Origin of the sequence: Pseudomonas sp. SW-3 (assembly GCF_016615645.1) — a bacterium.
GTDB classification, from domain to species: domain Bacteria; phylum Pseudomonadota; class Gammaproteobacteria; order Pseudomonadales; family Pseudomonadaceae; genus Aquipseudomonas; species Aquipseudomonas mandelii.
Genome location: NZ_CP067098.1, coordinates 4812351 through 4825281 on the forward strand (window position 1 = coordinate 4812351; position 12931 = coordinate 4825281).

General features: G+C 61.7%; 14 protein-coding genes. 3 read left to right on the forward strand and 11 right to left on the reverse strand.

The genetic code is table 11. The features are described from left to right. Window positions 1-3: 3 nt before the first annotated feature. Entirely contained in the window at window positions 4-702 is a 699-nt protein-coding gene (gene pyrF / locus JIO00_RS21620; RefSeq protein ID WP_167362277.1) for an orotidine-5'-phosphate decarboxylase, read from the reverse strand. A gap of 293 nt (window positions 703-995) precedes the next feature. Here pyrF and JIO00_RS21625 point away from each other — a divergent pair, with 293 nt between their 5' ends. The 3 genes from JIO00_RS21625 to xopAW all read left to right on the forward strand — a co-directional run bounded on the left by JIO00_RS21625 (window position 996) and on the right by xopAW (window position 3888). After that, on the forward strand, window positions 996-1754 hold the full coding sequence (locus JIO00_RS21625; protein WP_077749216.1) for a response regulator: 759 nt from the start codon (window positions 996-998) through the stop codon (window positions 1752-1754). After that, window positions 1754-2803, forward strand: coding sequence for a sensor histidine kinase (locus tag JIO00_RS21630; protein WP_154912268.1), 1050 nt, complete (start codon window positions 1754-1756; stop codon window positions 2801-2803). Before JIO00_RS21625 ends, JIO00_RS21630 begins: the two co-directional genes overlap by 1 nt. Window positions 2804-3036: 233 nt before the next feature. Beyond that, entirely contained in the window at window positions 3037-3888 is an 852-nt protein-coding gene (gene xopAW, locus JIO00_RS21635) for an EF-hand domain-containing protein (RefSeq protein WP_154912267.1), read from the forward strand. A 109-nt stretch (window positions 3889-3997) separates the two neighbouring features. Here xopAW and JIO00_RS21640 read toward each other — a convergent pair whose 3' ends face one another. From JIO00_RS21640 to JIO00_RS21685, 10 genes are all read right to left on the reverse strand, one after another. Beyond that, on the reverse strand, window positions 3998-5053 hold the full coding sequence (locus JIO00_RS21640) for an AI-2E family transporter (RefSeq protein ID WP_077749214.1): 1056 nt from the start codon (window positions 5051-5053) through the stop codon (window positions 3998-4000). 68 nt (window positions 5054-5121) lie between these two features. Beyond that, window positions 5122-5928, reverse strand: a complete 807-nt coding sequence (locus JIO00_RS21645) for a DUF4892 domain-containing protein (protein WP_042932656.1) — start codon at window positions 5926-5928, stop codon at window positions 5122-5124. Window positions 5929-5936: 8 nt separating this feature from the next. Further along, a complete protein-coding gene (locus JIO00_RS21650) occupies window positions 5937-6596 on the reverse strand; it encodes a glutathione S-transferase family protein (RefSeq protein WP_077749213.1) in 660 nt (219 codons plus the stop codon). Window positions 6597-6646: 50 nt separating this feature from the next. Further along, window positions 6647-7501, reverse strand: coding sequence for an alpha/beta hydrolase (locus JIO00_RS21655; protein ID WP_010457064.1), 855 nt, complete (start codon window positions 7499-7501; stop codon window positions 6647-6649). Next, window positions 7498-8304: an alpha/beta fold hydrolase gene (locus JIO00_RS21660; RefSeq protein WP_010457066.1), complete on the reverse strand. Its 807-nt coding sequence runs from the start codon at window positions 8302-8304 to the stop codon at window positions 7498-7500. The genes JIO00_RS21655 and JIO00_RS21660 overlap by 4 nt, the downstream gene beginning before the upstream one ends. A gap of 286 nt (window positions 8305-8590) precedes the next feature. Next, window positions 8591-9034 (reverse strand): hotdog fold thioesterase, encoded by a 444-nt coding sequence (locus JIO00_RS21665; protein WP_010457067.1) that lies wholly within the window; start codon window positions 9032-9034, stop codon window positions 8591-8593. A 31-nt stretch (window positions 9035-9065) separates the two neighbouring features. Continuing rightward, window positions 9066-10733, reverse strand: coding sequence for an AMP-binding protein (locus JIO00_RS21670; protein ID WP_169856620.1), 1668 nt, complete (start codon window positions 10731-10733; stop codon window positions 9066-9068). A gap of 192 nt (window positions 10734-10925) precedes the next feature. Then, complete coding sequence (gene sixA, locus JIO00_RS21675) at window positions 10926-11381, reverse strand: phosphohistidine phosphatase SixA (protein WP_010457071.1); 456 nt, start codon at window positions 11379-11381, stop codon at window positions 10926-10928. Continuing rightward, a complete protein-coding gene (locus JIO00_RS21680) occupies window positions 11378-11725 on the reverse strand; it encodes a DUF4389 domain-containing protein (RefSeq protein ID WP_010457073.1) in 348 nt (115 codons plus the stop codon). Before JIO00_RS21680 ends, sixA begins: the two co-directional genes overlap by 4 nt. A gap of 32 nt (window positions 11726-11757) precedes the next feature. After that, window positions 11758-12783, reverse strand: a complete 1026-nt coding sequence (locus JIO00_RS21685; protein ID WP_010457075.1) for an NAD(P)H-dependent glycerol-3-phosphate dehydrogenase — start codon at window positions 12781-12783, stop codon at window positions 11758-11760. Between the last annotated feature and the right edge of the window lie 148 nt (window positions 12784-12931).

The following is a 12931-nucleotide window of genomic DNA, read 5'->3' on the forward strand; positions in this document are numbered from 1 at the left end:
TGATCAGGCGATTTCGGCTACAACTTCGGCCAACGCCTTCGCTGGATCCGCCGCCTGGCTGATCGGACGGCCAATGACCAGGTAATCGGAACCGGCATCCAGCGCCTGACGCGGGGTCAGGATACGGCGCTGATCGTCCTGGGCGCTGCCCGCCGGGCGAATCCCCGGGGTCACCAGTTGCAGCGTCGGGTGCGCCGATTTCAGGGCGCGGGCTTCCAGAGCCGAGCACACCAGACCGTCCATTCCGGCTTTTTCTGCCAGTGCCGCCAGACGCAGCACCTGTTCCTGCGGCTCGATGTCCAGGCCGATACCCGCCAGATCCTCACGTTCCATGCTGGTCAGCACGGTCACGCCGATCAACAGCGGTTTGGGGCCGGTACGCTGATCCAGCACTTCACGGCAGGCGGCCATCATGCGCAGACCGCCGGAGCAATGAACGTTGACCATCCACACGCCCATTTCCGCCGCGGCTTTAACCGCCATCGCGGTGGTGTTCGGGATGTCGTGGAACTTGAGGTCCAGGAACACTTCAAAGCCCTTGTCACGCAAGGTGCCGACGATTTCCGAGGCGCAGCTGGTGAACAGCTCCTTACCGACTTTGACCCGGCACAGTTTAGGATCCAACTGGTCGGCCAGCTTCAGTGCGGCGTCACGGGTGGGGAAATCCAGGGCGACGATGATAGGAGTCTGGCAGACGGACATGTGCGGGCTCTCAGGCAGGACGAAATCGGCGCGCATTGTAGCGGAACCAGCGCCACTGCGGGACCCGATGATCGGTAAATCGTCCCGAAGACTCCAGCAAGACTAGTCCCTGCGCCGATTGTGTCGAGTTCGATACACACACGACACGCCCACTACACCCTTCCTCGCTACCCTCGGCAGCCGCAACACGTCCTTACAGCACTTCCCGCCTCCGGGCCGGACGCCTATGCTGGAACCACAACCTCGCAGCCCATCTTTGTGGTTGGCAGCCTACCTGGCAGATGAACGCACGCATGCACAGCACCCCAGCACCTCTGAACGACGATCAAAAAGCACCCGCTGACGACAAACGCTGGAGCATTCGCGCCCTGATCGTCGACGATGACGTCCCGATCCGCGAACTGATGATCGACTACCTGGCCCGGTTCAACATTCACGCCAGCGGCGTCACCGATGGCGCTGCCATGCGCCTGGCGTTGCAAGCGGAGCATTTCGACGTGGTGGTGCTCGACCTGATGCTGCCCGGTGAAGACGGGTTGTCCCTGTGCCGCTGGCTGCGCGCCGAATCGGACATTCCGATCCTGATGCTCACCGCACGCTGCGAACCCACCGACCGGATCATCGGCCTGGAACTGGGCGCCGACGACTACATGGCCAAGCCCTTCGAACCAAGGGAACTGGTCGCGCGGATTCAGACCATTCTGCGTCGGGTGCGCGACGATCGCACCGAACAGCGTGCGAATATTCGCTTCGACAACTGGCGCCTGAACAGCGTGCTGCGGCAATTGATCGCCGCCGACGGCCTGGTGGTGCCGCTGTCCAACGCCGAATTCCGCCTGCTGTGGGTGTTCATTGAGCGTCCGCGCCGGGTGCTCAGCCGTGAACAACTGCTGGACGCTGCCCGTGGTCGTTCCATCGAAGCGTTTGATCGCAGCATCGACTTGCTGGTCTCTCGCCTGCGCCAGAAGCTCGGTGATGACCCGAAAGCCCCGCAGTTGATCAAGACCGTTCGCGGTGAGGGTTATCTGTTCGACGCACGAGACATCGGCTGATGCGGGCGCGCTTCGATACGCTGTTCGGCCGCCTGTTTGGCGTGCTGCTGCTGGCGATCATCCTGGCGCACCTGTTGGCGTTTGCCTGGTTCCACCATTACGGTCCTCCCCCGCCTCCACCGCCGCCGGGATTTTCCGAAGGCATGGGCGGACAGCGCCCGCCGATGGACCCGCGCTTTGAAAACCGGCCACCGCGGCCTTGGTTCGGCGGCCCCTTGGTGCCGCTGACGTTCCAGTTTGTCACGCTGATCATTGCCGCCTGGTACGGCGCCAAACTGCTCAGCCGGCCGATCCAGCGGCTGAGCGACGCCGCCGAACGCTTGAGCGAAAACCTCGACAGCGCGCCGCTGGATGAATCCGGCCCAAGGGAAGCTCGACAAGCGGCCTACACCTTCAATTTGATGCAGAAACGCATTATCGAACAGGTGCAGCAGCGCTCACGGATGCTCGGCGCGGTGTCCCACGACCTGCGCACGCCGCTCTCTCGCCTCAAGCTGCGGCTGGAGCAGATCGAAGACCACAAGCTGCAGGGCCAGATGCGCCAGGACTTGGACGACATGATCAGCATGCTCGATGCCACCCTCACCTATTTGCACGAGCAGCGCACCAGTGAAGCCGGGCAATGGATGGACGTGCAGGCGCTGGTGGAATCCTTGAGCGAAAACGCTCAGGACCAGGGGGCAGATGTTCAGGCCAGCGGCCACTGCGCGCCGCTGCAAGTGCAGCCCATGGCGTTGCGCTCGTGCATCAATAATCTGCTGGACAACGCCCTGCGCTATGCCGGGCACGCGCGGATCACGCTCGAAGACAACCGTGAGCAACTGGTGATCCGCGTCATCGACCACGGCCCGGGTATTGCGGCGGACAAACGTGAAGCGGTGTTCGAGCCGTTCTTTCGGCTGGAAGGTTCGCGTAATCGCAATTCGGGCGGCGTCGGGCTCGGTATGACCATCGCTCGCGAGGCGGCGGAACGACTGGGTGGGCAGTTGAGTCTGGAAGAAACACCCGGCGGCGGTCTCACCGCCGTCATCCGCCTGCCCCGCGCCTGAACCACACACCAATCCCTGCAGGAGTGAGCCTGCTCGCGAAGCGGTCGATCATTCAACATTGATGTCGACTGACCCGCCGCTTTCGCGAGCAGGCTCACGCCTACATGATCCGAGCCTGGCCTGAGACTTGTGTGTACCAATCGGTACAAACCTCACACACCCACGACACCTTGCCCCTTGACGCTGCATAAGCCGGTGCGCCCACCGGTTTTCCATTCCAGGGAGTGAGTCCAATGATTGGTAGTGTCAGCAACTACACGAGCTATACCAGCACCAGCAGCACCTCGACCAACAGCGCCCGCAGCCAGCAATTCCAGAAAGAACTGTTCGCCAAGCTCGACAGCAACAGCGACGGCGCGGTAGATCAGGGCGAACTTGAAAGTGCCCTGTCGCAGAAAACCGATGACGGCCTGCTGGTCAGTCTGAGCAAAAACTTTGGTGATCTGGACAGTGACGACAGCGGCAGCTTGAGCAGCGAGGAAATGGCGGCAATGGCACCGCCGCCACCACCGCCGCATGACCAGGCACCCAACACCGAACTGGCCGACGCGCTCGTCAGCGCCCTGGACGCCGACGGTGACGGCGCCATCAGCAGCGACGAATTGAGCAACGGCCTGAACAACGCAGGCAGCAGCGCCGACAGTACAGAAATCTTCTCGGCCCTGGACAAGAACCAGGACGGCACCGTCAGCAAGGACGAACTCGCCGCCAGCCTGACCCCGCCGCCACCGCCACCGCAGCAGGTGTCCAGCGAAGAATTGTTCAGCCAGCTGGATACGGACAGCGATGGCAGCGTAACCACCACCGAACTGAGCAGCGTGCTGCAGGCCAGCGACAGCACCTCATCGACCAGCACCGACACCAGCGCTGCGTTGCTCAAGGAGTTGGACAGTGACGGCAGCGGTGAGGTCAGCAGCGATGAACTGAACGCGGCGCTGCAAGCAGGTCGCGAGAAAACCAGCGACAACTCCACCGCTCAATTCAACGTCAATGAAGCGCTGAACAAAATGATCGCCAACCTGAGCAAGCAGTATTCGCTCGATAACGTGGCGAGCGTGGGCAAATACTTGAACGTATCGACCTGAGTCAAAAGCTTCGCGAGCAAGCCCGTTCCCACAGTAGAGCTGCGCCTTTCACAAATCCCCTGTGGGAGCGAGCCTGCTCGCGATGAGGCCCTCAGCCCCGCCGAAAATCTCAGGGCCGGCGATCGTCTACCCGCGCATGACTCTTGCTCCAGTCCGTCAACAGACTGTACGCAACCGCCAGCAACGTAGGCCCGATGAACAGCCCGATAAACCCGAACGCAATCAACCCGCCAAACACGCCGAGCAACACGATCACCAATGGCAGATTCCCGCCCCGGCTGATCAGGTACGGCTTCAGCACGTTGTCGACGCCGCTGATGATGAACGTGCCCCAGCACCCGAGGAACACCGCCATCCCGTACTCACCCTTCCAGGCCAGCCACGCGGTGGCCGGAATCCACACCAACGGTGGCCCCATCGGAATCAGACTGAGCATGAACGTCACGATGCCCAGCACCAGCGCCCCGGGCACCCCGGCAATCAGGAACCCGATCAACGCCAGGACCGCCTGCGCCGCCGCTGTGCCGATCACCCCGTTCACCACCCGCTGCACCGTCCCGGCCACGAGTTCGATGTAGTACCCGGCGCGATCACCGATCAGGCGCTCCAGCAGCCCATGGACAAACGCCGCCAGCCGCGGCCCGTCACGGTAGAAAAAGAACACGAACACAATGCTCAATGTCAGCTCGAGAATCCCGCCGCCAATCTGCGCACTGCGTGCCAGCAGCCAGTTGCCGACCTGACCCAGATACGGTTTGACCGCCACCATCATCGCCGCGCCTTGCTCATCGATGCTGTTCCAGATCACCATCAACCGCTCGCCCACCAAAGGAACGCCGCCCAGCCAGGTCGGTGCTTCGGGCAAACCGTCCATCTGCACATCCTTGATGAACGCAGTGGCATCACGCACGTGATCCGCCAGGTTGAACCCGAGCCAGACCAGCGGCACCGCCACCAGCAACATCCAGCCCAGTGTCAGCACCAGCGCGGCCAGGGATTCCCGGCCGTTGAGCCAGCGGGTCAACAACCGCATCAGCGGCCAACTGGCGAACGCCAGCACCGCGCCCCAGAACAAGGCCGACCAGAACGGCGCCATCACCCAGAGGCTCGCGCCAAACAGCACCAGGAGCAGGATCTGCACCAACAGCCGATCGTTATTGAGCATGTAGGTTCTCGAAAAAATCAGTCAACAAAGAGCAGGCAAACGCGCCAGCCGCGTTTACCTGATGAAGCTTATCGCAACAGTTCGATGTGCAGGCCAGGGCTTTTGGCACTGCCGGCTTCCATTCGCGCCGCCCGCACGCCCTGCCCGATCAGCGCCTGGCGCCACGCTTCGGCGTTTGGCCCGGAAACACTGACCCGCAAGGTGGTGTCGAGGTTCAAGCCGCGAGAAATGAGGCGCAGCCAGGTGGCATCAGGATCGGCGCTCAATGTGGGGAAATCGAGTTCGCCCGTACTTTTCAGCTCTCGCAGCAAGGTCGCCGACGTCGGCAGCAAATCACCCAGCGGCGCGGCAGCGTCGAACTGCTCGACGTGCAGGTAGGCTTTGCGATTGCCGCGAGTGATGCTGTAAAGCGCCACCAACGTATTGTCCCGGGGCGCCGCGAGACGCAAGAGCAAGTACGCCTGTTGATCGTCGGCACCGTACAACTTGGCGTTCCCAAAGACCTCATTGGCCCAGAGGCTGCTTTCACCGCAATCACGTGCCTGACACCAGAACAGCAAGCCGGCACCCTGCTCTTGCAACGCTTCACGCGCGGCAGTGAAGGCGTCGGTTGACGAATGCTCCGGCGGCAACTCATAGGTCACCGATGTCGCCGTTCCCCGGGCGCTGACCTGACCATCGAAGCGCAACTGGCCGCTGATCTTACGGATCGAACCCAGCGGATAAATCCGCTCGAGCTCAACGCCGGGGCGATAGTCGACGATCTGCGCGTCGGCCATGCGCGGCACGATCGGCAAGTCCTGACTGCCCGGGACATCGGCGGCAAATAACAAGGGACTGAAACAACACAGCACCAGCACACTGAATGAACGCATGGATAGACTCATCGGATCAGCATGGCCTGGGCACCCTTGACGACACTGGCATCATCGAAGCGCTCGGGCACCAGCAAACCACGCTGGACCGCCGGACGCGCTTCCATGGATGCCATCCAGCGCTGCAAGGCCGGCAAACCGTCAACCTCGACGCCCGACCACTCATGGCCACGCACCCACGGATAGGTGGCAATGTCGGCAATGCTGTACTCGCCCGCGAGAAACTCCACGGCTTGCAGGCGTGTATCGAGCACCTCATAGAGGCGACGTGTTTCATGTTGATAGCGGTCGATGGCGCCCTGGAGTTTTTCTGGAAAGTAACGGAAAAACACGTTGGCCTGCCCCTGCATCGGCCCGATCCCACCCATCTGAAACATCAGCCATTGCAGGACGACCGAGCGCCCCTTCGGGTCCTGGGGCAGCAGTTTGCCGCCCAGCTCAGCGAGGTAAATCAGGATGGCGCCGGATTCGAACACGGCAAAATCGCCGTTGGCGCGGTCGACAATGGCCGGAATCCGGCCATTGGGATTGATCTTGAGGAAGTCAGGTGACTTCTGTTCCTTTTTGTCGAAACTCAAGGCGTGCACCGTGTAGGGCAGGCCGAGTTCCTCGAGCACGATAGAGACCTTGTGGCCATTCGGGGTCGCAGCGGTGTAGAGATCTATCATGGTTGTCTCCCATTTCAACCCGCCCAGCCTCGACAGTTGCCCGGCGCAAGTCAAGGAACGGCGAAGAACCGATTGAAACAGTCTGCGACAAGGTCGGCGCCGGGTTCGTCATTCAGGTGCAAATGATGGCCGCCAGGCAGCTGTTCACGGCTAAAGGGTAGACGCTCCAGCAACTCGGGATGTTTGGCGAGCATGCCGTCAGCTGCTACCACTAATAACGCAGGGCAACTGACCCGCTGGACGAAGGCCATCGCCTGTTCGGTTGTCAGACGCAGGGGCGATGGCAGCGTGAGTCGGTTGTCAGTGCGCCAGGTGTAACCGCCCGGCACCGGCATGAGTCCACGCTGGGCCAACAGCTCGGCGGCTTCGCGACTGACCGCCACCAGGCCTTTCATGCGTGCCTCGATGGCTCGATCCAGGGTGTTGTAGACCGGTTTGCGTTTTTCCCGCAGATCCAGCTGGGCTTGCAGGGCCATGCCCATGCGTTCGGCGGCATTTTCGCCTTTGTCTGTCGGAGGAATGATGCCGTCGATCAACGCCAGATGCGTGACACGTTCCGGCATCGACCCGGCAATAATCAACGAAGCGATCGCCCCCATCGAGTGCCCCATCAGTGCAAAACGCTTCAGGCCCAACTGCTCGGCGACTTGCAGCACGTCGTGAGCGTAGTCCCACATCGCGTAACCGGCGCCGGTCGGGCGATGCCCGGAATGTCCGTGACCGGCCATGTCGAGGGCGATGATGCGCAGGCCTTTGAGCTTCGGTGCCAGCCGGGCGAAGCTGTTGGCGTTGTCCAGCCAGCCGTGCAGGGCGATCACCGGCAGGCCGTCTTCGGGACCGAACAGGTGCGCGGCCAGCTCGATGTGCGGCAGGCTCAGGCGAACTTCTTCGACAACGTGGCTCATGCGCAATCCTGTTGGCGACGACCTTCCCAGCGGCTGAACAGGTTTTTCAGCAGCGTGGCGGTGTCTTGCGGACGTTCGAGGGGGAACATGTGGCCACCGGGCATGGTCAGGGACTCACCCAGCGGCATACGCCCGACGGAGCTTGCATGGTGACGCATCACCACCCGGCTCTTGTGCCCGCGCACCACCGCCAGCGGCACTTTCAACTGGCGTGCCTGGCCTGGACTGGTGTGCGGGACGCCACGGTAGATGCTGATCTCCGTGGCCGGGTCGAAACGCAGGCGCAGCTTGTCGCCGACTTTTTGCAAACCGTGTTGCAGGTAAGCGTCGAAGCACTCGGGATCAAAGCTGCGGAACAGGGTTTTGCCGGCGAAATAGAGCCGTGCCGCGTCCAGGTCGGCGAACTCTTCCCGGCGCCCCAATGTACGGCCGGCGGGGGTCAGGCGGTCGATGAAACCGAAACGCTTGGCCGCACGGATCACCCATTGATCGGCGCGGGTCAGCACCGGCGAATCGAGCATCACCACGCCCCGATACAGTTCAGGGCAACGCAACGCCGCGTGCAGGTGCAGCACGCCGCCGAAGGAATGGCCGACGCCCCAGACCGGCTCCGGTTGCTCTTTGAGGTGATGGATCAGCTCATCCACCAGGTTGCGCCAATTGTCGTCCGCCGGAAAACGCGGATCGTGGGCGTGCTGTTCCAGATGCGTCACCTGGTACTCGGGCGCCAGCGCCGCGAACAACTTGCCGTAGGTGCCCGAAGGAAAGCCATTGGCGTGGGCGAAAAATATCTGTTGCGACATACCGGCAAATCCATAAGCGAAAACAAGGGTTGATTGTCCGTAAGACGCGAGGCGGCGGCAATGACTGTAAGTGCCAGGAATGATGACAGTCCGGTCAGGGGCATGAGCATTCAGACATCGCCGAACCCTGTGGCGAGCGAGCTTGCTCGCGTTCGGCTGCGCAGCAGGCGCAAAACCGGTGCACGCCGCGAGAGGCGTGCCGGCAAGGGCTGCTGCCGCAGCCAACGGGAGCAAGCTCCCTCGCCACAGGTAATCATCGGGCCGGAAGATGTGGTTCGCTCGACAATCAACGGGCCGGTGGATTCTCACCCAACGGCACGACCGCCATGGTCAACCGCGACACGCAACTGGCCTTGCCCTCGTCACTGCTCAAACGGATATCCCAGACATGAGTCGTGCGCCCAATGTGAATCGGCTTGGCCACTGCCGTCACTCGCCCGCTGCGCAATCCGCGCAAGTGATTGGCGTTGATTTCCAGACCCACGCAGTAGAATTTGCTGGCATCGATGCACAGGTAACTGGCCATGGAACCGACCGTCTCGGCCAGCACCACCGACGCGCCGCCGTGCAGCAAACCGTAAGGCTGGTGGGTGCGGTGGTCGATGACCATGCTCGCGGTCAGGGACTCGTCATCAAAGGCTTCGAAGCGAATATCCAGCACTTCGCCAATGGTGTTTTTCTGGATTGCGTTCAACTGCTCGACGTCGGGAATGGTACGCCACAGACTCATCTTGCTTTCCTTTGTTGGTTTTATTGGTGGCTCAATCCTGCCACAGCACCGTCTCGCTGCGCTCGCTCCATTCTTCGAACCGAGCGCCGTAAGACGCTTCGATCACGTTGCGCTTGATCTTCAGGGTCGGTGTCAGGAAGCCGTTTTCCACCGCCCAACTGTCCTTGACCACCACCAACTGGCGCAAGCGTTCGTGTTTGTCGAGGCCGCCATTGACCTCCTCCAGCAGCTTTTCCAGGCTTGCATGCAACCCTGCCCGCGCCGTTCCCCCGGCGTCCTGCTGACCGACCGCCGAGAGCACGCACAGCCCCAGCGGCGCACTCAAGCCATCACCGACCACGCACACCTGTTCGATCCGCGAATGCACCGCCAGCCGATTTTCGATCGGCGCCGGCGCGACGTATTTGCCTTTGCTGGTCTTGAAGATCTCCTTCAGTCGCCCGGTCAGGCGCAGGTTGCCTTCGGCATCTTGTTCGCCCTTGTCGCCGGTGCGCAGGAAGCCGTCCTCGGTGATGGTTTCTGCGGTTTTCTCGGGCTCCTTGAAATAGCCAAGCATGGTCGCACCGCTGCGCACCATGACTTCGCCCGAATCGGCGATCCGCACTTCAACCTCCGGGCAAGGCTTGCCGATCCAGCCGGGTTTGTTCTCGCCGGGCCGGCCGATGTGGGAGTAACCGCAGCTTTCGGTCATGCCGTAGACCTCCAGCACATCCAGTCCAAGCTTGCGGTACCACAACAGCAAGGTCTGCGGCACAGGCGCGGCGCCGGACAACGCCACGCGCAACGCATCCAGCCCCAACCCGACGAGCACTTTGTGCCCGACCCGTTTGCCGATAAAGGGCAGGCCGAGCAGGAAGTCGAGGCGTTTTGCCGCAATCTTGCTGTACACGCCCATCTGGAACTTGGTCCAGATTCGCGGGACGCCGAACAACGCGGTCGGCCGCGCGCGCTGCAAATCGGTGAGAAAGGTGTCGAGGCTTTCGGCAAAGAACACGGTTTGCCCGGTGTAGATCGACGCCAGCTCGACGAACATCCGCTCGGCGACATGGCACAGCGGCAGGTAAGACAGCAGTCGATCCGACTCGTTGAGACCGAACAGCTGAGTGCCGCGCGTGGTGGCAAAGCCCAGATTGCCGAAGCTATGCATCACGCCTTTGGGCACCCCGGTGGTGCCGGAGGTGTAAATGATGGTCGCCAACTGGTCGGCGGACGGCTTGGGATCGTCCTGGATCGGTGAGCTCTTTTGCAGATCGGCCCAGCTGTAGTCGAAAGTACCCGGCGGATGCAACGGCAGGCTGATGGTCGGCAGATCGGCACTGACCCCGCGAGACATGCCTGGCCAGTCATCGAGCTTGCCGATGAACGCCAGCGCCGCTTCCGAGTGTTCGAGCACTTGCGCCACCGACTCGGCGGTGAGGTTGGGGTACAACGGCACCGAAACGTGCCCGGCCATCCAGATTGCCAGGTCGGCGATGATCCAGTGCGCGCAGTTTTTCGAAATCAGGGCGATGTGGCTGCCATGGGGCAGTTCGCGTGCGCGCAGCCAATGCGCGGCGCAGCGAGCCTGATGGCCGACGTCGGCCCAGGTCAGGGTCTCGACGTGTCCGCCGCCGGTAGGTTGGACCAGAAAACGCTGGCGGGGATGACGGGCTTCACGCTCGTAAAAGACGTCCAGCGGCAAACGAAAAGCAGCAGACATGCGACTCGCTCCTTTATTTTTGGTCTGGAGCAAGCGTAGTCAACCAAGCGGTTGCTTGGTTGACTATTTCACACAAAATCCCGGAACACCGCCGCCCCCTGTAGGCGCGAGGCTTGCACGCGAAGGGCTTTCAACGACGGCAACAGCTTCGCGGACAAGCCTCGCGCCTGCAAAAAGCCAAAGCAAATGCGGTTACGGGTGTTTGATGCTGTTGAGCTTCATCGAACCTATCAGCAGTTCAGCGCTCTCGAGCTCGGCCAGGCCAGCGGTGCTGACCCTCTCTGGTGGATAGCCGGCACCATGCTGCAAGTAACTCAACAGGTTCCCCACCAACGGGTTGTGACTGACCAGAAGGACGTCACTCACCGACACGAGTTGCTCGGCCACCTTGTCTGGATCAGTGTCCGGGGTCAGCCACTCGACAGTGCGAATCTCCGGTTCGAAACCCAGCGCCTCGCGCACCAGCTGCGCGGTCTCCTGCGCTCGCAGAAACGGGCTGGCATAGATGGCTGTAATCGGCTGACCGATCAGTTCAGCAGCGATGCTCAGCACCTCTGAACGACCATGTTCCGTCAGCGCGCGCTCCGAATCGTGTGGCTTGGAACCGTGTGGCTCGGCTTCACCATGACGCAATACCCAGAGTTTCATAGTTTCGGCTCCTCATCTCGGGCCGGATGTGGCGCTGGCGGCACGGCGTGCGGCGCTTCGCCTTCCGGTGTACGCGGCGTCGGCCAGTCGGCGAACGGCCAGGGTTTCTGGTCGCTGTGGAAGGTGCCGAAACGACCGATCTGCGCCAGGAACTGGCTCAGGCTGTCGCCGAAGTTCATCAGGCTGGCGCTCGGGGCGCCATAAATCAAACGATAGATCAGTTGCACCAGCACCACCGCCCCCAGGATGAACTGCGCCACTTGCCAGACCAGCAAGAAGACGATCATCCATAACACCCGCAGCAGAATGGACTCGTAGGTGGCCTCTGTTTTCGGATCGTTCATGTGCAACTCCCTGCTTTATCTCGAAAGCGTGATCAGTTGAAACCGCTGGTGGAAATGAAGTCCACATCGGTTTTGGGTTCGCCGCGCATCAACAGTTCAATCACTTGATTGAGCGTGCGCCCTTCGAACAGAATCGCGTGCAACCCGGCGACCAGCGGCATATAGACGCCCACTTCCTGAGCCTTGGCCTTGAGCACCTTCAGCGTGTTCACGCCTTCGGCGACTTCGCCCAGGCGGGTCACCGCCTCTTCCAGGCTCAACCCCTGGCCGAGGGCAAACCCGACCTGGTAATTGCGGCTTTTCGGCGACGAACACGTGACAATCAAGTCGCCCACGCCCGCCAACCCAAGGAAGGTCATCGGGTTGGCGCCCTGATTCACCGCGAAGCGGGTCATTTCCGCCAACGCCCGGGTGATCAGCATGCTCTTGGTGTTTTCACCCATGCCCAGCGCCACCGCCATGCCGGCGATGATCGCGTACACATTTTTCAGCGCCCCGCCCAACTCCACGCCGAAGCGGTCGGCGCTGGCGTACACGCGAAAGGTCCGGCCATGCAACGCCTCCTGGACCCGCTGGCAGAGTTCTTCGTCTTCGCTGGCGACCACGGTGGCGGTCAGTGCGTGCTCGGCGATTTCACGGGCCAGGTTCGGCCCGGACAACACGCCGATGCGCGCTTGCGGGGCGATTTCTTCGAGGATCTCGCTCATCAGCTTGAACGTGTGGGCTTCGATGCCTTTGGTCAGGCTGACCAGCAATTTGCCGCTCAACCGTGCGGCGTGCGGGACCAGTACCGAACGCAGCGCGCTGGACGGCAGCGCAACAAAGCACAGGTCGCAAGCGTCCAGGGTCGCTTGCAAATCAGTCACCGGTTCTACCAGGGGAAGAATCTTGATGCCTTTGAGGTAACGCGGGTTTTCGCGATTGACCCGCATGGACTCAGCCTGCTCGGGGTCACGCATCCACTGCCGGACCTGATGCCCGTTCTCGGCCAACAGATTAGCCACGGCGGTACCAAAACTTCCGCCTCCCAGGACCGCAATTGGGCGCTGTTCAGTCATATGCAATCCGTTAATCCATACCAGTGGCGATGTCGGCATTATACGGAGCGTCCCAGTGGCGGCCAGCCCCCGTATCAATTACCGGCACTTGTAGGAAGAAGACCAATAAATCCTAGGAAAATGCCGGCATCGTGAATGGAAAAGTCGA